17 protein-coding genes are annotated in these 22,043 nt (G+C 69.0%); 7 read left to right on the forward strand and 10 right to left on the reverse strand.

Annotated features, from left to right (window positions below):
- The first annotated feature begins 41 nt into the window (after positions 1 to 41).
- The 4 genes from AACX88_RS13105 to AACX88_RS13120 all read left to right on the forward strand — a co-directional run bounded on the left by AACX88_RS13105 (position 42) and on the right by AACX88_RS13120 (position 3,101).
- Positions 42 to 1,109 carry a sensor histidine kinase gene (locus AACX88_RS13105; protein WP_339393384.1) on the forward strand — a complete coding sequence of 356 codons (1,068 nt, stop codon included), beginning with the start codon at positions 42 to 44 and terminating at the stop codon, positions 1,107 to 1,109.
- Between the two features lie 15 nt (positions 1,110 to 1,124).
- Entirely contained in the window at positions 1,125 to 1,532 is a 408-nt protein-coding gene (locus AACX88_RS13110; protein ID WP_339393386.1) for an ATP-binding protein, read from the forward strand.
- A complete protein-coding gene (locus AACX88_RS13115; protein WP_339393387.1) occupies positions 1,529 to 2,206 on the forward strand; it encodes a response regulator transcription factor in 678 nt (225 codons plus the stop codon). Before AACX88_RS13110 ends, AACX88_RS13115 begins: the two co-directional genes overlap by 4 nt.
- A 172-nt stretch (positions 2,207 to 2,378) precedes the next feature.
- Positions 2,379 to 3,101: a GOLPH3/VPS74 family protein gene (locus tag AACX88_RS13120; protein WP_339393388.1), complete on the forward strand. Its 723-nt coding sequence runs from the start codon at positions 2,379 to 2,381 to the stop codon at positions 3,099 to 3,101.
- 520 nt (positions 3,102 to 3,621) lie between these two features.
- Here AACX88_RS13120 and AACX88_RS13125 read toward each other — a convergent pair.
- Both AACX88_RS13125 and AACX88_RS13130 read right to left on the reverse strand, forming a co-directional pair.
- Positions 3,622 to 4,254 carry a copper resistance CopC family protein gene (locus AACX88_RS13125; protein ID WP_339393389.1) on the reverse strand — a complete coding sequence of 211 codons (633 nt, stop codon included), beginning with the start codon at positions 4,252 to 4,254 and terminating at the stop codon, positions 3,622 to 3,624.
- A gap of 89 nt (positions 4,255 to 4,343) precedes the next feature.
- Positions 4,344 to 4,850: a low molecular weight protein-tyrosine-phosphatase gene (locus AACX88_RS13130; protein ID WP_339393390.1), complete on the reverse strand. Its 507-nt coding sequence runs from the start codon at positions 4,848 to 4,850 to the stop codon at positions 4,344 to 4,346.
- Between the two features lie 53 nt (positions 4,851 to 4,903).
- Here AACX88_RS13130 and AACX88_RS13135 point away from each other — a divergent pair, with 53 nt between their 5' ends.
- The gene (locus AACX88_RS13135) at positions 4,904 to 6,901 is read left to right on the forward strand and encodes a M13 family metallopeptidase (RefSeq protein ID WP_339393392.1); all 1,998 of its coding nucleotides are present in this window, start codon (positions 4,904 to 4,906) and stop codon (positions 6,899 to 6,901) included.
- A 91-nt stretch (positions 6,902 to 6,992) separates the two neighbouring features.
- On the opposite strand, the gene AACX88_RS13140 is transcribed toward AACX88_RS13135, so the two are convergent.
- Positions 6,993 to 8,492, reverse strand: coding sequence for a DUF1684 domain-containing protein (locus AACX88_RS13140; protein ID WP_339393393.1), 1,500 nt, complete (start codon positions 8,490 to 8,492; stop codon positions 6,993 to 6,995).
- 148 nt (positions 8,493 to 8,640) lie between these two features.
- Between AACX88_RS13140 and AACX88_RS13145 the strand changes: the two genes are divergently transcribed.
- Positions 8,641 to 9,957 carry a M18 family aminopeptidase gene (locus AACX88_RS13145; RefSeq protein WP_339393394.1) on the forward strand — a complete coding sequence of 439 codons (1,317 nt, stop codon included), beginning with the start codon at positions 8,641 to 8,643 and terminating at the stop codon, positions 9,955 to 9,957.
- Between the two features lie 395 nt (positions 9,958 to 10,352).
- On the opposite strand, the gene AACX88_RS13150 is transcribed toward AACX88_RS13145, so the two are convergent.
- From AACX88_RS13150 to AACX88_RS13175, 6 genes are all read right to left on the reverse strand, one after another.
- A complete protein-coding gene (locus AACX88_RS13150) occupies positions 10,353 to 11,345 on the reverse strand; it encodes a TAXI family TRAP transporter solute-binding subunit (protein ID WP_339393395.1) in 993 nt (330 codons plus the stop codon).
- A gap of 113 nt (positions 11,346 to 11,458) precedes the next feature.
- Complete coding sequence (locus AACX88_RS13155) at positions 11,459 to 13,666, reverse strand: TRAP transporter permease (protein WP_339393396.1); 2,208 nt, start codon at positions 13,664 to 13,666, stop codon at positions 11,459 to 11,461.
- Positions 13,667 to 14,078: 412 nt separating this feature from the next.
- A complete protein-coding gene (locus AACX88_RS13160; RefSeq protein ID WP_339393397.1) occupies positions 14,079 to 14,900 on the reverse strand; it encodes an ABC transporter permease in 822 nt (273 codons plus the stop codon).
- Positions 14,897 to 16,036 (reverse strand): ATP-binding cassette domain-containing protein, encoded by a 1,140-nt coding sequence (locus tag AACX88_RS13165; protein WP_339393398.1) that lies wholly within the window; start codon positions 16,034 to 16,036, stop codon positions 14,897 to 14,899. The genes AACX88_RS13160 and AACX88_RS13165 overlap by 4 nt, the downstream gene beginning before the upstream one ends.
- A 358-nt stretch (positions 16,037 to 16,394) precedes the next feature.
- Positions 16,395 to 17,237, reverse strand: coding sequence for a DUF4097 family beta strand repeat-containing protein (locus tag AACX88_RS13170; protein ID WP_339393399.1), 843 nt, complete (start codon positions 17,235 to 17,237; stop codon positions 16,395 to 16,397).
- Positions 17,234 to 17,737, reverse strand: a complete 504-nt coding sequence (locus tag AACX88_RS13175; RefSeq protein ID WP_339393400.1) for a toxin-antitoxin system HicB family antitoxin — start codon at positions 17,735 to 17,737, stop codon at positions 17,234 to 17,236. Before AACX88_RS13175 ends, AACX88_RS13170 begins: the two co-directional genes overlap by 4 nt.
- Positions 17,738 to 17,832: 95 nt before the next feature.
- Between AACX88_RS13175 and AACX88_RS13180 the strand changes: the two genes are divergently transcribed.
- Positions 17,833 to 19,527 (forward strand): ABC-ATPase domain-containing protein, encoded by a 1,695-nt coding sequence (locus tag AACX88_RS13180; protein WP_339393401.1) that lies wholly within the window; start codon positions 17,833 to 17,835, stop codon positions 19,525 to 19,527.
- Between the two features lie 43 nt (positions 19,528 to 19,570).
- Here AACX88_RS13180 and AACX88_RS13185 read toward each other — a convergent pair whose 3' ends face one another.
- Complete coding sequence (locus AACX88_RS13185; protein ID WP_339393402.1) at positions 19,571 to 21,946, reverse strand: thioredoxin domain-containing protein; 2,376 nt, start codon at positions 21,944 to 21,946, stop codon at positions 19,571 to 19,573.
- Between the last annotated feature and the right edge of the window lie 97 nt (positions 21,947 to 22,043).

Here is a 22,043-nt window from a genome sequence, read left to right on the forward strand (position 1 = left end):
GTGGAGACTCGGACGCACCGGGGTGCGGTATGATCGCCGCCATGAAGCCGGATCCCTCCCGCCGTCACGACGCGCGCGGAGGCATCCGGCTTCGATCCCGCCAGGCGAAGGCGCTGACCTTCGGCCTCGGCATCGTGCTCGGCGTGTTCTTCGCCGTCAACTCCTGGCAGGTCACCGAACCCGCTCTGCGCGCGGCGGCTCTCGCGGCGGTCGCCCTGTGGGTGGCGGAGATGTTCCTCGGGGCGCTCACCGACGACTACCGGGAGGCCTCGCCGAGGCAGCACACGACGGGCACCCTGCTCCTCGTCGTCTCCCAGGTCACGGCGTGTGCTCTGGCGTTCGCCCCCGAGACGACGATGGTGCCCCTGGCGATCGCCGGACTCGTCCGACTCCTGCGCCGGTCCGACCGTTCGGTGCTGCTCGTGACGCTGACCATCGTCGCCGACGTCTGCGGCCTGACGGTATCGGCTCTCGTCGTGGGGGCGCCGGCGGAGCTCGTGATCATCAATCTCCTCGTCGGCGCCGGGGTGGGGCTGCTCACCCGGTTGCGCGCCGGTCGCATCCAGTCCGAACGGCAGGCGCGGGCGCTTCTCGAGGAACAGCTGACCCTGCAGAGGGAACGGGCGACGACGGCCGCCCTGACCGAACGCGCCCGGATCGCCCGCGATCTCCACGACGTGCTCGCGCACTCGTTGGGGGCGCTGACGCTCCAGCTCGATGCGGCCGCCGCTCTGGCGCAGGCCAGGCGCTGGGACGAACTCGAGACCCGGATCGACCGGGCCCGCGGGCTGGCCGCCGAGGGCCTCGGCGAATCGCGCCGAGCCGTCGCGGCGCTCCGCGAAACGCCGCAGCAGGATCTGCTCGACGGCACCCGCGAACTGCTGCGCGCCCACCGGGACAGCGGCGGTGAGGTTCAATCGACGCTGCCGGAGGGGCAGGGTGAGGCTGTGCCTGAAGGGCCGGCCGGGGCTGCGCCGAGTGGGCAGGACGGCGCTGTGCCGGACAGTCAGGCCAGGGCTCTCGAGCGGCTGAGCCCGTCGAGCACCGAGGCTCTGCTGCGCGCCGTCCAGGAGATGCTCACCAACGCCCGCCGTCATGCCCCCGGCTGACCGGTCACCCTCGAGGTGCGGATCGACCAGCGGCCGTTCGGCTCCGGGACCGACGAGACCGAGTCCGACATCGTCCCGGTCGTCCTCGTCACCGCCCGCAACCCCGTCGTCGATGATTCGCCGACATCCCAGGGTCCCCCAGACTCCTCGACTCCCGCAGAAGCCACGACTCCCACCGATGCCTCGACTACGCCCGGTGCCACGACTCCCACCAGTGCCGCCACCACCACGACGAGCGGGCCCGGCGGATTCGGGCTGCGCGGCATGCGGGAGCGCTGTGAGGCACTCGGCGGTGGAGCGCACGGTCGCCTCGTCGACGAACTGACCTTCGAGACCACAGCGTGGATCCCGCTCGCACCTTCGACTGCCGTGGACCTGGCGTCGCCCGATGAGTCCGCCGCACAGGCAGGGGCCGAACGTTGAGCATCACCGTCCTCGTCGCCGACGACCAGGCGCTTGTCCGCGACGGCATCGTCACCGTGCTCTCCCTCGCCGACGGCATCGACGTGATCGGCGAAGCATCCGACGGAATTGAGGCCGTCGCCCTCGCCGAAGAGCTCACCCCGGACGTCGTCCTCATGGACCTGCGAATGCCCAACCTCGGCGGGGCGGAGGCGACCGCGCGACTCGCGCAGGCCCGTCCAGGGGTGAAGGTCCTCGTGCTCACCACCTTCGGCGACGATGCGAGCATCGACTCGGCGCTGCGGGCTGGGGCCGCCGGATTTCTCACGAAGGATGCCGGCCGGGAGGAGATGATCGCCGCCATCCGGGCCACGGCGGCCGGAGGAACTCCGCTCGATGCCCGCATCGCCGGTCGGGTCGTCGCCGGCCTCCCCGAAGCCCACCCCGTCTCCCTGCACGAACGGTTCCCCGAACTTACGGCGCGCGAGGCCGATGTCCTCCGGCTCATGGCCGAGGGGGCGACGAATCCCGAGATCGCCGAGCACCTGTTCCTCGGAGTCTCGACCGTGAAGTCCCACATCAACTCCCTCTTCGCGAAGCTCGGGGTGAGCCGGCGCAGCGACGCGATCGCTCTCGCCCGTGGAGACGGCGGTCACCGACCACAGCCCGGCGACCGCGACCGGAGACTACACTGACTCCCACGGAACCCGGACGCCGGTGGCAAGTTCGCGGCGATCCGCACCGCGCCACGCGACTCGATCCACGCCGCTTCACCTACCAGCCCACCGACGAACCCACCAGCCCACGAAGACCCTCACTCCAGCCCACGTACTCCAGCCCTCCAGCCCACGGACGAAGGACCCGACGATGACCGCTCGCCGCACCCTCCTCATCAGCGAGGACCTCATGCTGCTCCTCCTGCCCGAGAGCGGGAAGGTCCCGACGATCACCCCGGGCCTCGAGTCCGCGCTCACCGGAGCCCTCCTCGTCGACCTCGCCGAGGCCGGGTTCGTCGACATCCTCCCCGGACCCGATCCGAGTTCGCCGTTCATCCGACCCGCCGAGGTCCCCCGCCCCACCGATCCGATGTTCGTCAACGCGATCGCTCTGCTCGGACAGAAGGAGCGTCCGCTCGCCTCGGCGCTGCCGATCCTGCTGCCCCGTCTCGACGATGTTCTCCTCGTCCGGCTCGGCAACCACGGCATCCTCGACCATCACCGCTCGCGCTTCCTCGGCCTCTTCCCCACCTCGTCGTGGGAGGTCGTCGACCCGGGCCCTGAAGAACGTCTGCGGGCAGCGCTCGCTGCGGTCCTCGACGGCGGGGGCCAGCCGGATGTGCGCACGGGGACGATCATCGCCCTCCTCCATGCCGCCGAGGCGGCCGACGAGGTCTCCCCGCCGCTGACCTGGGATGGACAGGTGGCCCAGCAGGTCGCGATGGCCGCGTGGGCGTCGGAACCGGTGCGCGACATCGTCGAGGCGGCGGCCGCCTCGGCGAGGCAGGCTACCGATGACACGACAGCCCTGTCCGCGCGCGACCGCGCGACCGGGGCCCGCGTCGCCCGCGCCTCGGCGGGTCCGGACAGCTGAACTGAGCTGTACCTCGGCGGGCCCGGACGACTGAGCCATCCCGCGCCGCGGCGGGCCCGGACAGTTGAGTCGATCCGTGCCTCGGTGGCCCCGGACGGCTGAGTCGACCTGTACCGTCCACGGACTCAAGCCGCCCGACCCACGCACCTCTCACCACCGTCGATCCACGCCGAGCACGAATTCCGCGTCGCGGGCGACGCGGATTTCCGGCCCCGCGTGGATCGAGCGAGCCACGATTCGCGGACGCGTCGATATTCGAGCCCCGCGTTGAACGACAGGCTACCGTGAATGCACGAGGTCCCCGGATGCGTTCATCCGGGGACCTCGTGTGCCGCGCAGAGCGCCGTGTGCCGCGCCGAGCGCTGTAGTCACGCCCTGTGCCGCGTCGCGCCGTGCAGAGCGACGCGTGCCGTGTGCCACGCCGCGCGCCGTATCTCCTGCCGCGCGCCTTGCGCCGCTTCGAGCGCGGTCTGTCGCGCCGCGCCGGGCCGGGCCGAGAGCCACAGCACGGGCCCGGGCGTCAGTCCTTCGTCGTGTCGTCCTTCGTGCCGGGCAGGCCCTGGGCCTTGCGGCGCATGAGGAGGACGACGATGACGATGATCGCCAGGGCACCGACGCCGAGGAGGACCATCATCGGCGTCGACATGCCGGTGTCGCTGCCGGTCGATTCGCCGATCTCACCGCGGGTCTCGGTGTTCTGACCCGGCTCATCGACGACCGCGCCGCCGAGACCGGCCTGCGTCGTCGCCTCGACGGAGCCGCCGGCACCCTCGGCGTCGCCGATCGTGAAGGCGAAGTTGCCGGAGATCGGGTGGCCGTCGGAGGAGACGACGCGCCACACGACGGTGTACGCGCCGGGCTTGAGGTTGTCGGGCAGGGCGACGGAGAGCTTCTTGCCTTCGGCGGTGAGCTCACCTGCGGAGACGTCGGTGCCGTCGACCTTGACCATGACTTCGGAGCCCACGGCCTGGATCTCGCCGGAGAAGTTCATCTCGAGCCACTCGGGCTGCTTGTCGAGCTGTGCCCCGTTCTCGGGGTTCGTCGAGATCAGCTGGTCGTGAGCGCTGGCCGGTGCCGCCGCGACGACGCTCAGGGCGGCGACGATGAGTGCGGCGAAGACCAGCCTGAGAGCGGACCTCTGTGTGCGAGTCATGCGAGTTTCTCCTTCAACGATGTTCGGGTGCCTTGACGCCCAGCCGACCGGCAACCTCGTCCCTGGTGTCAGTATCCCTGATGTCAGTATCACCGAGGTTGCCCGGCGACGACGTGCAGGTGATCTGTGATTCCCGGCACGGACCTCACCATTGTCTCAAGAGTTTCTTCGAAATCTGTCAACCGACCGCCGTACCACGGGTCGGCGACGTCGGGGACGGGGCTCTGACCGGCGGCCTCCGGATCGAACTCGCGCAGCATCCGCAGCTCCGGGCGCGCCTCGGCGGGCAGGTCGGCGATGAGCCCCTCAAGGGCACGGCGGTGTCGGTCGGTCATCGCGATGACAAGGTCGCGCTTCGCGAGCCACTCCCGCGTGATCTGCCGGGCCGCATGACCCTCCGTGCGGTAGCCCGCCGCCTCAAGCACCCGGGCCTGCCGGGGGTCGATCGGGTTGCCCTCCTCCTCGTCGCTGATCCCGGCGGAGTCGACGACCGCCTCGGCGCCGGTGTCGGAAAGATGACGCTCAAGGACGCGTTCGGCGGTGACGGACCGGCAGATGTTGCCGGTGCACACGAACACGACGGACGGCAGGGGCATACTCTCACTCCTCACTCAGCGGGCTGGACCGGTGTCCACGATACTGTTGCACCATGACATCTCATACCTCGAACTCCCCGGTCAATCCGGAGTCCGCGGGCTCCGCCGCCGACCTGGCCCCGCTCGAGTCGGTGCGCCCGCAGGACGACCTCTTCCGCCACATCAACGGCCGGTGGATCGACGCGTTCACGATCCCCGACGACCGGGCCGGCGACGGGGCGATGCGTGAGCTCTTCGACACCGCGGAGACGAAGGTCAGGGCGATCATCAAGGACACCGTCGACGCGGAGCAGGAGCCGGGATCCGAGGGGCAGAAGGTCGCCGACCTCTTCACCTCGTTCATGGACCTCGAGCGCATCAACGACCTCGGGGTCTCCCCGCTCGAGGCGACGTTCGCCGCGATCGACGCCGCCGAGTCGAAGTCCGAGCTCGCGAACCTCCTCGGCCGCCTCGAGACCGAGGGCATCGGCGGGCTCCTCGGCGGGTACGTCACCGCCGATGCGAAGGACTCCGACGTCTACGCCCTCTACCTCGTCCAGGCCGGGATCTCCCTGCCCGATGAGGACTACTACTTCAACGACGACTTCGCCGAGGTGCGCACGAAGTTCCTCGCGCACGTGCAGAGGATGTCCGCGTTCGCTGGGCTCGGTGAGGCCGCAGGGATCTCCGACGCCGAGGTGGCCGCCAAGGTCATGGCCTTCGAGACCGCGCTCGCCCGCCACCACTGGGACCGCGTGGCCACCCGGGATGCGGAGAAGACGTACAACAAGCGCACCCTGGCCGAGCTGCGCGAGCTCGGTCCCGGCTTCGACTTCGACGCGTGGTTCACCTCGCTGACCGCCGACATCGACGGAGAGTTCGACACCGTTGTCATCGGCCAGCCTTCCTTCGTCGAGGGCATGGCGGGTGTGTGGGCCGAGACCGACCTTGAGACGCTCAAGACCTGGCTGCGCTGGTCCGTGCTCACCTCGAACGCCTCGCTGCTCACCGACGACATCGTCGAAGAGGACTTCGACTTCAACTCCCGCACCCTCTCGGGCACCCCGGCGCTGCGGGACCGCTGGAAGCGCGGGGTCGGGCTCGTCGAGTCCCTCCTCGGCGAGGCCGTCGGCAAGCTCTACGTCGAGGCCGAGTTCCCGCCGGCGGCGAAGGACGCGATCGACCACCTCGTCGACATGCTCATCAAGGCGTACGAGAAGTCGATCACCGAGCTCGACTGGATGAGCGAGGAGACGAAGCAGCGGGCGCTGGTCAAGCTCTCGAAGTTCACCCCGAAGGTCGGCTACCCGGTCAAGTGGCGTGAGTACCCCGCCGAGGTGGATCCCACCGATCTCGTCGGCAACGTCCGTCGCGCGGCCCGCGCCGAGCATGCTCGCCAGATCGGGCGCATCGGCGGGGAGATCGATCGCACCGAATGGCTGATGACCCCGCAGACGGTCAACGCGTACTACCACCCGGTGATGAACGAGATCGTCTTCCCGGCAGCGATCCTCCAGCCCCCGTTCTTCGACGCCGAGGGTTCGGCGGCGCACAACTTCGGGGCGATCGGCGCGGTCATCGGCCACGAGATCGGCCACGGCTTCGACGACCAGGGCTCACGATACGACGGCGACGGCAACCTCGTCGACTGGTGGACGGCCGAGGACCGGGAGCGCTTCGAGGAGCGCACGCAGGCCCTCATCGCCCAGTTCGACGCCCTCGTCCCCGCGGGCCTCGAAGCGTCCCAGCACGTCAACGGCGCGCTCACGGTGGGTGAGAACATCGGCGACCTCGGCGGACTGTCGATCGGCTGGAAGGCCCTCGAGCTCGAACTCGGCCGGGAGCCCAGCGCGGAGGAGGCCGCGGAGTTCTTCACCGCGTGGGCGAAGGCGTGGCGGGTGAAGATGCGCACCGAGGAGCGCGTCCGCCGTCTGAGCATCGACCCGCACTCCCCCGAGGAGTTCCGCTGCAACCAGGTGGTGAAGAACATGACGGTCTTCCACGATGCGTTCGGCGTCGAGGAGACCGACGAGATGTACCTCGCTCCCGCGGAGCGCGTGACGATCTGGTAGGTCTCGTCCGAGCAACCTTGAGGGCGCTGAGCAACCCTGTGCCGGGTTGCTCAGCGCCCTCAAGGTTGCTCGGAGGCAGGGGGCGCGGCCTCTACCGGTGGCGACGGACCATCGTGACGACGCGGAAGTCGAACTCCTCCCAGCTGCCGATGGGCGCCTTCGCCGCGAGTGCCGCTTCGAACTCGGCGATCTCGCTGAACGTGGATTCGAGCGGCAGGGTCATGTCCGCCTCGGCGTAGATGAGGCCCGTCGCATCGGTGTGAACGACGTCGAGGCCGACCGACTTCGGGTCGAGTTCGCTGTTCATGACGATCGGCACGCGGCCCGGCGTCGGCGTCGGCGCCTCCGGGGTCGCCTCGGTGTGGCCCTGTGCTTCGCGCAGCTCACGCTGGGCGGTGACGACGAAGTCGGTGAACGCGCCCATCCCGATGACCGGCAGCCGCGAGGTGAGCGCATCGGTGGCGACCTTGACGAGCCGCGACCGCGCCTTCCGGCTCAGCGGCGTCAGGTCCCCACCGGACATCGCGACCCCGTCGAAGCCGACGAGCGATTGGTCGACGGCATCCTCGTTGGGGTTGAGCACGGTCATGTCGAGGCCGAAGCGGGCGTACCAGGGACGGGTCACCTCGGCGCTGGCGGCATCCCACCACACGTAGAAGAGGAACGGCACGTTGATGCCGGCCTCGGAGTAGAAGAACGGGGGCCGGCGCTCACCGGCGGTGACGGCGAAAGGCACGATGTTCTCCGCGACCGGGGCCGGGCAGGTCGCGAACGTGGAGAACGCGAACGGGTAGTTCACGGCGCGGTTGAAGTCGACGACGAGGGAGCCGTCGGCGTTGGGGATGCCGAGGTCGAGCGTCCGCCACGCCGCGGTCGCGCCCCCGTTCGTCGCATCGTGGAAGTCGAGCTGCAGGCCGGTGGCTGGGCATCCCGAGGCGACGAGCGTGACCTCGCCGTCGGGGCCGGTGAAGGTGACCTCGCCGACCGCCGTCGTCGTCAGGTCGACCCCCTCGGCCGCCGAGGCGATGGGTCTGACCTGCGGTTCGGCGTACGGGGTGAAGCGGCCGAGGAAGACGAAGTCCGGATTCGGGTCGAAGACGGGGACCTCGACGAACTTGCTCAGCAGCGGCGACTTCGCGTCCCGGATCCGCACCCCGATGCGCCCACCGCGGTCGATGAGCTCATAGAGCACGTGCCCGACCGTGAACCAGTCGAGTGAACCGCCCGCGGGCAGCTTCGCGCTGAACCCGTTGTCCTCGACCCTGACCTGGGGCGATGGTGGTGCGGGGCGTCCATCCTCGCCGAGGCGGCCTGCGGTGTCGTTGGCGAGCGCGGTGCCGTCAGCTCCGCCGGTCGCGGGAGCATTGAGGAGGTCGAAGGTGGCCGCCGCGGGACCGGCCTTCGTCCCCGGTTCGAGGGCGAGGCGCACCCAGCCGTCGTCGGCGACGGTGAAGGTTCCGGGGGCATCGGCCCAGGTGGTCTCCTCGTCGAGCCAGTGCAGGCCGACGACGCTGAGCCAGCCGAAGGGGGTCGCCAATGATGAGTTCCGTGAGTCCCGCCAGGTGTTCCATTCGGCCACGAATTGGTTCACGTCGAACTCTCCTCGCCTTCTCGCTCATCGCTTCGCGGTGTCCCGCGTCCGTCGTTCCGCGGTATCCCGCGGGTCTCGCTTCGCGGTGTCCTGCGTCTGCCGCTTCGACCCCTGTGGTCAAAGCTACCGCAAAGGATAGGCTGAGAAAATGAGCACTCCTTCCACGGACCAGACAGCAAATGCGCAGGTCGCAGCCGATCTCTCGGAATTCGTCTCTGCCTCTCCCAGCTCCTATCATGCCACCGCCGCAGCCGCCGCCCGCCTCGACGCCGCGGGCTTCCACCGCCTCGACGAACGCGAGCCGTGGGCCCTCGAATCCGGCCGCGGATACTACGTCGTCCGTGACGGGGCGATCATCGCGTGGATGACTCCCGCCGAGGCGACCACCACCGCCTCGGCGATCCCGCCCTTCCGCGTCTTCGGCTCCCACACCGACTCCCCCGCGTTCAAGCTCAAGCCCGGCGAGGAGTTCACCACCGCCGGTGTGCGGCAGGTCGGCGTCGAGATCTACGGCGGCCCCCTGCTCAATTCGTGGCTCGACCGGGAGCTCGCGTTCGCCGGTCGCCTCAGCCTCGCCGACGGTCGAGTCGTCCTCGCCCGCACCCCGGCGATCGCGCGCATCCCGCAGCTGGCCATTCACCTCGACCGGCAGGTCAACGAGGGCCTCACCCTCGACAAGCAGCGGCACACGACCCCCATCGTCGGTCTCGCCGACCTCGCCGAGGCCGACGTCATCGAGATCCTCGCCGCCTCCGCCGAGGTGGACCCCGAGCTCGTCGTCGGCCACGACGTCTACACGATCCCGGTCCAGGAGCCGGCGCTCTTCGGGGCCGCCGAGGAGTTCTTCGCCTCGCCGAGGCTGGACAACCTCCTCTCTGTCCATGCCGGGGTCACGGCGATGGCGGGCCTCGACGCCGATGGTCTCGACCGGGTCGCGATCTTCGCCGGGTTCGATCATGAGGAGATCGGGTCGAACTCCCGGTCAGGGGCGAGCGGGCCGTTCCTCGCCGACGTCGCCGAGCGCATCGTCGCAGCCCTCTACCCCGAAGCCTCGCGCAGCGACTACCTTGCCGCACTGTCCGCCTCGATCTGCGTGTCCTCCGATGCCGGCCATGCCGTGCACCCGAACTATCAGGAGAGGCACGATCCCCAGGTGCGGCCCAGGCTGGGCGGCGGTCCTCTCCTCAAGCACAACGCGCAGCAGCGGTATGCGACCGACGCGGTGGGTACGGCGGTCTGGGCGCAGGCGTGCACGGCCGCCGGAGTCGAGTACCAGGACTTCGTGTCGAACAACTCGGTGCCGTGCGGGTCGACGATCGGACCGCTGACGGCGACGCGGATGGGCATGACGACCGTCGACGTGGGCCCGGCTCTGTATTCGATGCACTCGGCGCGTGAGATGTGCGCGATCAGCGACGTCGTCGCCCTCGGCGCGGCCGCGAAGGCGTTCCTCCAGGGGGCGTGAGCGGCGAGGCTGCGGCGCCTCTCACGCCGCCGATCCACGCGGGGCCGGAACCCGCCACGTCGATCCACGCGGGGCCGATCCACGCGGGGCCGGAACCCGGACCGTCGATCCACGCGAGGCCGGAAATCCGCGTCGCGGGCGACGCGGAAATCGAGCGCCGCGTGGATCGACAGAAGCCGGCTCCGTGGGAGCGTCGATTTTCGGCCGTGGGGCCGATCCACGCGGGGCCGGCACCCGCATCGCCGATCCACGCGGGGCCGGAAATCCGCGTCGCGGGCGACGCGGAAATCGTGCGCCGCGTGGATCGAGAGAAACCGGTTTCGTGGGAGCGTCGATTTTCCGCCGCCCCGTGGATCGAGAGCCCGCGTGGATCGAGAGCCGGCCGGTTCAGGGCCTCACTTCTGCAGTTCGTCGAGGGCGGTCTGCGAACCGGGGGCGAGCGGAATCGGCTCGGGCGGCATCGCCGTGTCGAGCTTGATGCCCTTCGCTGCCGCGTGCACCTTCTCGAGATCGGCCTTCTTCTCGAAGATGAGCTTCGTCAGAGCGCACTGCGTGCCCTCGTCCATGTCGTTGCGGACCATGAGGACGTTCGGGGTGATGATCGTCTTCACCGCGCCCGCACCCTTGTAGGTGTCTGCCGGGATCTCGGCGACCTCGTAGACCGGGTTGAGCTCCTTCATCTGCCCCTCGAGCGCGGAGATGTCGAGGAACTCGACGTCACCGCCGTTGGAGGTGAAGAGATCGGTCACGCCCGCCGTCGGCAGACCGCCGGACCACACCATGCCGTCGATCGTTCCGTCCTTCATCCCGTCGACGGTCTTCGCCAGGTCGAGGCGCTGCTTGGTGACATCGGCGTCGGCGAGTCCCGCGGATTCGATGAGGCGGTTGGCGATGACCTCAGTGCCGGACTTCGGCGATCCGGTCGAGATCGTCTTGCCCTTGAAGTCCTCGATCGACTTGATGTTCGCGTCCTTGCGGACGATGACCTGCGTGTAGTTGTCGTAGATGCGGGTCAGCGCCGAGATCTCCGCAGGCTCCTCGAAGTCGGCGGTGCCGTTGACGGCGTCGGCAGCGGTGTCGGCGAGGGAGAAGGCGATGTCGTAGTCGCCCTTCGCCAGCTGCTGGAGGTTCTGCACCGAGGCGCCGGTCTCGGCGGCGGTGGCCTTGAGGTCGGTGTTGTCGGAGATCAGCTGCGCCAGTCCGCCGCCGAGGACGTAGTACACGCCCGTCGAGTTGCCCGTGGCGATCGTGATCTGCCCCGAGGCCGCGGTGCAGCCGTCGCCGCCGGAGGCGGCCGGGGTATTCTCCCGTTTGCCGCCGCACGAGCTCAGCGCCAGGACAGCGGCGACGGCGGCCGCGGCGACGGTGAACATCTTCGTTCTCTTCATGGGCTCTTCCTCTCTCAGTGTTTCCGTGGAACTGCGGGTGTCGTGGGTCTGTGTGGTGTCCGTCGGCCCGAGGGTTCCCGCGGGCTGGACTCAGCCTTGCTGGGACGGTCGGTTCAGGGGTTGGGCAGGGCCGCCTCGGCGGGGGTGGGATCACCGTCCTTGACCCGGCGGCGAAGGACGAGGTGGACGATGACGGCGAGGGCGAGGGCGGCGAAGCCGATGATCATCGACAGCGGCTGGAGGTAGAGCAGGGCGCCGGCGGCGATGAAGCAGAGGATGCGTTCGGGCCAGCCTGCCCGGCGGACGATCCAGCCTCCGGCACCGGCGGCGAGCGCGGCGACGGCGAACGCGGACACGGCCCCCGTCCACACCGCACCGAGGAATCCGCCCTGCGCGACGAGGGAGGCGCCTTCGGGGGTGAAGGTGAAGGCCAGCGGCACGAGGAACGCAGGGATCGCGTACTTGCAGGCCTGCCACATCGTGGCGATGACCCGGCCTCCGGTGATCGCGGAGGAGGCGACGGCGGCGAGGGCCGTCGGCGGGGACACCTCGGAGAGGACGGCGTAGTAGAAGATGAACATCGCGGCGGCCGCCTCGGGCACGCCCAGGGTGATCAGTGCCGGGCCGACGATGACCCAGCTGATGATGAACGAGGCGGTCACCGGCACCGCGAGGCCGAGGACGGTCACGGCGATCGCGGCGAAGATGCAGGTGAAGACGAGGACGGCGGTCGGGTTCGTCGAGATCGCCTGCGCCCCTTTGACGAGGATGTCGGAGATGACCTGGCCGAGGCCGGTCTTCGTGATCGTCGAGACGATGATGCCGGCGGCCGCGCACACGCTGGTGACCGGCAGGACCGAGCGGATTCCGGTCGACAGGGCGCCGAAGATGACGTCCCAGATCGCGCGGAGGATCTTCGCCGGCTGCCCGCGGTGGGTGAGCACGATCTCGATGACGCCGAACCCGATGCCCACGAGCGTCGCGTAGACGACGGCTTTGAACGGGGCCATGCCGAGGGCGAGGAAGACGACGATGATGCCCAGGGAGATGAAGTGGTAGAAGCCCTTCTTCAGGATCGGCCACGAGCGCAGGCCGGGCGGCGGGCGGTAGTCGACGTCGATCTTGCGGGAGTCGATCTCGATGGCGAGGAAGATGCCGAGGTAGTAGAGCAGGGTCGGCACGACCGCCCAGAGGAGGACGAGGCCGTAGGAGACGTTGAGGAGTTCGGCGATGATGAACGCGGCGGCGCCGAGGGTCGGCGGGGAGAGGATCGCGCCGATGCCCGAGGCCGCGAGCATGCCGCCGGCGTTCTCCTTCGGGTAGCCGGCCTTCTTGAGCACCGGCCACGTCACCGCACCGAGCGAGACCGCCGTGGCCGTCCCCGATCCCGAGACCGTGCCGAGCAGGAAGCCGGAGAGGGCGACCGTGCGCCCGGGCGCGGCCTTCGACTTCTTGAACAGGGAGAAGCTCAGGTCGATGAAGAAGTTCGCCGCTCCTGTCTTGTCGAGCACGGCGCCGTAGATCGTGAAGAGGACGATGTAGGTCGCGGCGACGTCGAGGGGGATGCCGTAGAAGCCGGAGGCGTCGTTGTAGAGGGCGTTGATGATCTGGTCGAAGTTCTGCCCCGCATGCGCGCCGGGCCAGCCGACCGGGATGTAGGCCCCGTAGTAGCTGTAGAGGAAGAAGGCGACGCAGAAGATCGGGAGGATGAGGCCGGTGGTCCGCCGCGTCGCCTCGAGGATGAGGAGTAAGAGGATGCCGCCCATCGTCACGTCGAGCGTCGTCAGCGAGCCCTGCCGGTTGAGGAACGCGTCGAAGCCGCCGGAGAAGAACGGCAGCACCGGGTAGGCGCAGGTGAGGAAGGTGACGACGACGAGGATCCAGTCGATGACCGACGGGTTGTCCGTCGAGCGCGGGGGTTTCTTCGGCTTCCCCGCCGAGGCGGCGCTGCCCTGGGCCGCGTCCGCTGAGTCGGATGCCGTGGACGGTCCCGTCGCCGAGGCGGCGACCTCCTCGGCGGCGTCCGCGGCTCTCTCCCCCGCTTCCTTCCGCCTGCCGAAGCCGGGCCGGTAGCAGATGAAGACGAGCGGGAGGACGAACGCGAGGAACCACATGAGGTAGTACTGGTTGCCCTGTTTGAGCGGGAAGAACACCTGGTTGAGCACAAAGAGCGAGATGAGGAAGCACACGATCGCGACACCGAGGTCGAGGCGGCGGGTGAGGGTGCGCTGCGGGAGCTCCTCGTCGTACTGCGCGATGAGGTCGTCGACGTTCGCTTGGGGAAGCGGACTGGTGGCAGTCCCGGACGGACGGTCGGACATCGGTGTCCCTTCGGTGTCTCAGGGTGGTCGCGTGGCGGGTGGTGGGCCGGAGGCCGGTCGGCCGGTGGTGCAGGTGTTGCCGGTGGTTCAGGTGGTCGGCGGGGTGCTTGGCAGGGTGCGTCCCGGTCAGAACGAGCCGGTCGGACACCCCGCTCATGCACACCACATTGTGAGCTGATTCACAATATACCCAGACTTCGGCACTCCTTCGCCCCTGAGGAGAAAACCCCGTCCGATCGTTACCCGCAGTGCCGATAATCGGGACGCAGGGGCGGCGCTCGAAGTGTTACCCCTGCGCCCACCTCGGCGATCTCCCCGCTTCGCGCCCACCTCGGCGATCGCCCACTTTCCGACTCCCACCTCGGCGAGGTTTTCCTTTTCCGACCTGCCACGGCGATCGAGCGCGACTCGCCTACTTCGCCGCCCGGCGTTCGTACGCGACACGGGCGAGCACATAGCCGAGGACGCCGATGCCGGCCAGCCACAGCAGCGCGATCCACCAGCTGGAACCGATCGGGGTGCCCATGAGCAGCCCGCGCAACGTCTCGATGATCGGGGTGAACGGCTGCCAGTCGGCGAAGGCCTGCAACCACTCGGGCATCGTGTCCGTGGGCACGAACCCGGAGCCGATCATCGGCAGGAACATGAAGAGCATCGGCACATTGCTCGCCGATTCGACCGACTTCGCCGTCACTCCGAGCGCGACGGCGAACCACCCGAGAGCCAGCAGGATGGCAACGGCGAAGCCGGCGAATCCGAGCCACTCGAGCGGTCCGGCCTGCGGTCGGAATCCGATGGCGACGCCGACGAGGAGCACGAGGACGACGGCGACACACTGCTGCAGGCCGTTGCCGATGACGTGGCCGGCCATGACCGCGCCCCGCGAGATCGACATCGACCGGAACCGGGTGACGATGCCCTCGTTCATGTCCTGGGAGACCGAGAGCGCGGTCAGCTGCATTCCGCCGGCCATCGTGAGCACGATCATCCCCGGCATGATGTAGTCGAGATAGTCACCGGAGTCGCCGCCCAGTCCCCTGCCGAGCGTTTCGCCGAAGACGAAGACCGAGAGCAGGAGAATCGCGATCGGAGCGACGACGAGGAAGATCCACACGGGATAGCGTGCGGCGTGGACGAACTGACGCTTCACCATCGTCACCGTGTCCGACCAGGTGTGACGGACCGATCGTCGGGTCCTCTGCTGGGCCATGTCGAGAGATGCTGTCGCAGTCATCGTTCCGTGTCCTTCCGTGTCGTATCGGGTGTCGAAATGGAGGTGGGCGGTCCTCCGCCGAGGCGGCCCCCGGCATCCGTCGACCGTCCCTGGTCGGCTTCCGGGTCGGCGGTGTCGGCCGGGGCGGCTGCGCCGGCGGGGGCATCCGGTTCACCGGTGCCGGGGGTTCCGGCCGGTTCCACTGGACCGGCCCCGTGTCCGGTGAGGGCGAAGAACACGTCGTCGAGGCTCGGGGTCTCAACGGCGAGCCCGCTCGGTTCGATGCCTGCCGATTCGAGTCCGCCGAGGATCTGCCGCAGGTGGGCCGCTCCCCCGTCTCCGGGTACCGACAGGGTCAGGGATTCGGGGCGCGCATGGGCTCCCGGCCACAGACCGGTGGCACGGTCGAGGTCGCTCGCCGAGGCGAAGGCGAGGTCGACGCGGGCACCCGGCACGAGCCGCTTGAGTCCGGCCGGAGTGTCGTCGGCGACGATCCGCCCGCCGTCGAGCACGGCGATCCGGTCCGCGAGCGCATCGGCTTCGTCGAGGTACTGCGTGGTGAGGAAGATCGTCACCCCGGCGGCCACGAGCTCTGAGACGATGTCCCACATCGTCCGGCGACTGCGCGGATCGAGGCCGGTCGTCGGCTCGTCGAGGAAGACCAGCCGCGGACGGGCGATCAGCGTCATCGCCAGGTCGAGTCGCCTTCGCATCCCACCCGAATACGTCGAGACCTGTTTCGCTGCGGCCTGGCCGAGGTCGAAGCGCTCGAGCAGCTCCTCGACCCGTGCTCGCTGTTCCGATTTCGGCAGATGAGCGAGAGCGGCGACGAGCGCGAGATTCTCCCGCCCCGTGAGCAGCCCGTCGACAGCCGAGAACTGCCCGGTCAGGCCGATGAGCGGACGCACTGCTCCGGCTTGGGAGACGACGTCGAGGCCGAAGATCTCAGCGCTGCCGCCGTCGGGGTGCTGCAGGGTCGAGAGGATGTTGACCGTCGTCGTCTTGCCTGCGCCGTTGGGGCCGAGCAGGGCGAAGACCTCACCTGCGGCGACAGAGAGATCGATGCCATCGAGGACTGTCGTCCTGCTGGTCTTCCTTCCGGTCGTCCTGCCATAGGACTTCGTGAGATTCGTGGTCCTGATTGCCAGATCCGACATGGGATCCTCCTTATTCGCGGCTCGAGAGCCGTCACTTATACGACTCGGTTGAGCCGTGGAGAATGGCTCGTGTGAGCCGTCACTTCTCCTACTCGGGTGAGTGTCGTGATCAGCTCGAACGAACCGTGTTCTGTTGTGGCGCGTTGCTTCGGTTCAGCACCTGTTTTCGGGCGCACTCGACCAGGGCAGGTGCTGCTGGGTTGTGAGACGGGTAGCGGCTGTGGGATGGGTGCTACCGGATTGTGACCTTGGTGCGTCCGCAACGGGGAGGCGGCGAAGGATCACCGCCTGGTGGCCCGGAAGCTCCTCACCTCACGGGAACGATCGATTCAGGCGCGACCCCGGCGCGCGTCTCTCCTCATCGGACGCGGTCGATGGCGATGTCTCCGAACTTCGTATGCGCGTGGACTTCGACGGGCTTCTCGTCGCCGAGCGGACCGGCGTCGGATTCGAGGTCCGTCCGCACGACGCCGTTCTTCGAATCGGCGTCGACCCACACGGGTGCGCCGGGTGCCACGGCGACGTCGATGCCGCCGAAGTTCGAGCTGAGCTCGAGGCGGCCGCCGCGGGCACGATTGACCCGCAGAGTGCCGTGACCCGAGGTCGCCGACACATCGCCGTCGACGTCGCCGAGGGCGATGCCGCCGGTTGCGGTGATGAGTTCGGCAGAACCGGCGAGGTCATCGACGCGGATCGACCCGTGTCCCGACTTGATCCGGGTCTGCCCACCCCCGATGCGCCCGATCTCTGCCTCACCGCTGGAGAGCTGGACATCGGCGCCCTCGGCCACCTCGGCGACGGCGATGCTGCCGTGACTGACCTTCGCCTGCAGTGACACCATGGTGTCACCCTTGACATCACCGGCGGAGATCTTCAGCCGTACGGCACCGAGGTCGCCCTGCATCCTCACCGCTCCTGCAGCGATGGTCGCGCGCAGGTCGGCACCCACGGGCAGGTCGACGCGGACGTCGGCCGAGCCGTTCGACCCGATGAGCAGTCGCTTCTCGCCGGTGACGGCGATGCCGTTCTCGGTCTCGGTGACGGTGATCCGTTCGGCGGCCTCGCGGTCGGCGCTGCGGTCGGGGTTGGAGGGTTCGATCGTCACGTCGACGTCGCTGCGGTCGCTCGCGGTGACGAGCAAGGCAGCCGCGGGAACGTCGATCGTCACGGCCTGGTGGACTGTGGCAGTGGTGTTGGTCATCGCATCCATCCTGAGATTCTGCTGGTTCGGGTCTGTTCGGTGCCGCGGGTGTCGAGACCTGCGGCGATGGCGCGGACGAGCCACGCGTTGAGTGACATCCCCTCGGCCTTCGCGGCTTTCTCCGCACGGGCCTTGATCGTGTCGGGCAGGCGCAGGGTCGTCCGCGAGGTGCTCGCCTCGTCGAGGTCGAAAGCCTCTGCGGCGTCGGTAGGCTGGGCCGGCTCATGCGCCGAGAAGGCCGCGGGGACTGCCGGATCAGGCAGTCCGTCGACGACGAAGTCGACGTCGCGTCCGCGGAGGCGGACGTCGATCGAGGCGGGTGCGATCGCCGTGGTCAGCTCTGCGCTCGCATCGGTGAGGGCGTCGAGGATCGTCACCCTGGCGGCGGGTTCGATCGCGGTGACGAGTCGCTGGGCGGCCTCGCGAGTGGTGTCATCGCCGGCGGCAGCGGCCGCCGTGAGCTGGTTCTGCAGCTCTTCGACATGTCGTGTGATGTTCATGCATCCATAATGACACCATACTGGTGTCACATGCAAGAGGTGAGACACCAGAAGTTTTCCACTGGTCGATCCCGGTTGTCGCGTAGCATTTCACAATGAGCGCCCAACGATCCCCCCTCGCCGACACCCTCCACCGTCTCGATGGCAAGAGCTACGGGATGTACAAGCAGATCACCGGGCAGTACCGCTTCGGTCCGGTCACCCTCATCGTCGACCGTGTTCAGGTCGATCCGTTCGCCTCACCGTCGAAGGTCCGCGTGCGCGTCGACCGTGCCGACGCCGGGTTCCCCGCCGATCTCACGACTACGCGTCTCGACAGAGTCGCCGCCTCCGACTACCTGCTCCGGGTCGGCAATGCCGTCATCCGCCGTCACCACGGGCGGGCGATCAACCTCGGCCACCCGGGTCAGGAGGTGCTCGAGCGGACGAACGTCATCATCGACGACGCCGGGTTCGAAGCCCGCCTGCTCGTCAACCTGCCCGCCCGCGGCCGCCGGATCCTCGGCCATCAGGCCGCGGACACCGTCACCGGCGACGTCATCGACCTCGCCCGCGCGATGTTCCTCTATGCCGACATCGACGGGGACGCCCTGCGGGCCCACGTCCAGCTGCTGCGCGACCAGACGGAGCTGCAGAACCGCCTCGGCGAGGAGGATCTGCTCGGGTTCGTCGGCAACGGTTCGATCCTACCCCGCCGTTCCGGCGATTCGGATCGGCCGATGGACGCCGAGGCGGCCGTGCCGTTCCGCAGTCCGACGAGCCTCGAGCGCACTTTCGACCTGGAGAGCGGCCGCAGCGTCACGGGCATGGCGATCCCCCGCGGCGTCACCGTCATCGTCGGCGGCTACCACGGCAAGTCGACGATTCTGCGCGCGCTTGAGCGCGGCGTCTACCCGCACATCGCCGACGACGGCCGTGAGTGGGTCATCACCGAGCCGAGTGCCACCGCCATCCGGGCCGAGGACGGACGGGCGGTGACCGGCGATGACATCTCACCGTTCATCAACAACCTCCCATCCGGCACTGACACGAGATTCTTCTCGACGACGAATGCGAGCGGGTCGACGTCCCAGGCGGCCAACCTCGTCGAGGCGGTCGAGGCGAGCGCCCGCACTCTGCTCATCGACGAGGACACCTCCGCGACGAATTTCATGATCCGCGATGAGCGGATGCGGGCGCTCATTCCGTCGAACCGGGAGCCGATCACGCCCTTCGTCGAGCGCGTGCGCCCACTGCTCGGTGAGCGTGGAGTCTCGACGGTGCTCGTCGCCGGCGGGTCGAGTGCGTTCTTCGAGGTCGCCGATCTCATCATCGCCATGGACGCCTATGTTCCGGCCGATGTCACCGAGGAGGCCCATGAACTCGTCGGCGTCGACCCGGCCGATCTCACCCGGGACGAACGGTCCGGCGACGATGTCTTCGGTGATCCGCCAGCCCGCATCCCCACCGCCGATGCGCTCAAGCCTGCGGCGAAGACGAAGGGCGCGAAGGCCAAGGGACTCGACCTCATCCAGTTCGGCAAGTCCTTCATCGACCTGGCCGCGGTCTCTCAGCTCGTCGATCCCGAGCAGACGAACGGGGTGGCCGAGGCCTTGGAATACATGGCGACAATCTTCGACGGCTCCACCTCGGTGGTCGAGGCACTGGACGAGATCGAACAGATGCTCGACGCCCAGGGCATCGACGGCCTCACCGGACACCGCAGGCATCCCGGACACGTGGCGAGGCCCCGGCCGCAGGAGATGGCGGCGGCCCTCAACCGGTATCGGGGCCTTCGCCTCGTCGAGTGAGTTCAGCCGGTGTGAATGAGCTCGCGCCAAGACTGGAGTGCGCTCACCCGTCGAGCAGGGCGGCGAGCGCCTCCGGAGTCGACACCGGCAGTGAGCACGCGGTACCCCGGCAGACGATCGCCGCACCCTCGGGCACGGCCACCTCGGCGCCGCCGGCATCGGGCACCCCGGTCGAGTCGGTGAGCAGGGTGACGGCCGGATGCCTCGCGGCGACCGTGAGCAGGGCGTCGTCGCGGCTCGCAACCCGGATCGGGGCGAGTGCGCGTTCGGCCTGCCAGAGGGCGTGGCCGCATCCGCGCGGCGCCCGGCCGGCGAGCGCCCGATAGACCCCGAGCAGTCGATCGCGCAGATCGAGGATCGTCCCTGTCGACAGGCTCGAGCTGTCGTCATCCTCGACTCCCAGTTCGCCGAGCAGCAGGAGGGCTTCGGCGGCCGCCGCCCGGGCCGAGGGCAGCGCGTTGTCGATCGGGTCGGATCCGCGCACGCCGAGGAGGTCATCGGGTTCGGAGTCGACGACTGTGAGGGTGCCGCCGTCGCCCGCCTCGTCGCCGGAGGCATCTCCCTCCGGCGACCATGAGGTGAACTTCTCGAGCATCACCTCGGCCATTCCGGCCAACCCTGCCGAGGTGAGAGCATGCTGGTCGATGCTCGTCCCGGGTTCGGCGTACTTGCCGACGCCGCCGGCGAGCCCGGCGTTGCGCAGCTGGAGGACCGTGATCCCGGCGGTGAGCATCTGCGCCCAGTCGGCCAAACCCGCCGCCCCTGGTCCCGGATCGCGGCCGGTGAAGCTGCGCCGCACGTCGAGGTCGCCGATCGCGGGGACCTCGACCTCCTCGCGGGTGTCGTCGATGTCGCCGATGCCGGTGACGAATCGGCTGTACATCTCCTCCCAGAGGAAGGACGCGATGCTGCCCCACACGGAAGCGCGCTGGTCCGGGTGGTGGTAGAGGGCCGCCTCGGCGAGGGCAGTGATGGCCAGGGCATTCCATTCGGTGATAGTCTTCTCGTCCCTGGCCGGGCGGGGGCGCTCGTCGAGGAGGTTCCGCAGGGCTGCGATCTGCTCGCTGGTCCCGGTAGTCGCCCACGGGGCCGGGTGGTCGGCGTCGAAGGGGACGTCGTCCATGCCGAGCCAGTCGAGGATCCGCGGTGCCCCGATGACCTGTCCGGGGAGGTCGGCGGCGGCCGGGGAGTCGACGAGCTGGAGGACGCCGGCATGGCCGATCTGCGCGAACTCCTCGGGTGTGACGACGTACGCGGCGCCTTCCTCGAGCCGTCCGTCGGCGTCCAGGGAATCGGCGTCGAGGGCGGCGACGAAGCGGTCGCCGTCCGAGAGCCCGCCGATCATGAACTCGGCGGTGTCGTCGATCTCGCGTTCGGCCAGCGCAAGCCACTTCGAGGTCGGGTCGAGGGCGCTCTCTACCTTCGCCCATTCCACGGCGGCGCGCAGGTAGAGGGCGTTGTCGTAGAGCATCTTCTCGAAGTGGGGGACGAACCACTGCCGGTCGACGCTGTAGCGGGCGATGCCGCCGCGCACCTGGTCGCGCATCCCGCCGGCGGCGATGTGGGCGAAGGTGCTGCGGACGGCGATGAAGCAGTCGAGGACGAACTCGCCGGTGAGGTGCCCGTCCGCCCCGAGGATGCTCAGCCGTCCGGTCCGCTTCGCCTCGGCGATGGGGTCGGTCTCAGCCGTTCCGGCGTCGTCGTTCCCGCCCTCCTTCGCCGAGGTGGTCCCGCCCAAGCGGACGAACGCGGCGAGCAGCTGGAGGAGGTTCATCGACGGCGGGAACTTCGGGGCGCCGCCGAAACCGCCCCACGAGGGATCGTAGGTGTCGAGGAGGGCGGCGGCGGCCGCGTCGAGCTCGTCGGCTGTCAGCGACTCGGCGACCGCCTCGGCGGGGAGGGCATCGGTGACGGCGGTGGCCATCTCGGCAAGGCCGCGGTCCATGCGCTGGGACATCTCGGTCACCTCGGCGCGCCGATCCGTCCACGTCTGGGACACGGCGTCGAGGACCTGGGTGAAGGAGGGGACGGTGCCGCGCGGGGACGGCGGGAAGTACGTGCCGGCGTAGAAGGGGCTGCCGGTGGGGGTGGCGAAGATCGTCATCGGCCAGCCGCCCTGGCCGCGCATGGCCTGGAGGGCGTTCATGTAGTGGGCGTCGATGTCGGGCAGCTCTTCGCGGTCGATCTTGATGGGCACGAAGCGGTCGTTGATGAGGGCGGCGAGGGCCGGGTCCTCAAAGGATTCGTGGGCCATGACATGGCACCAATGGCACGTGGAGTAGCCGATCGAGATGAGCAGCGGCAGGTCACGGTCGACCGCCTCGGCGAGGGATTCCTTCGTCCACATCCGCCAGTCGACGGGATTGTCGGCATGGGCGCGGAGGTAGGGGCTGGTCGATGCGGCGAGTTCGTTGGCCATGCCTCCAGCGTCTCATCTCTGCGAGGGGAGGGCGAGGACAGGGAGGGTTGGGTCCGTCTCCCCCTGAGACCCCGTCTCCCGCATCCCGGCGGACGCT

The organism is Brevibacterium metallidurans (genome assembly GCF_037101285.1).
In the GTDB taxonomy this organism is placed as follows: domain Bacteria; phylum Actinomycetota; class Actinomycetes; order Actinomycetales; family Brevibacteriaceae; genus Brevibacterium; species Brevibacterium metallidurans.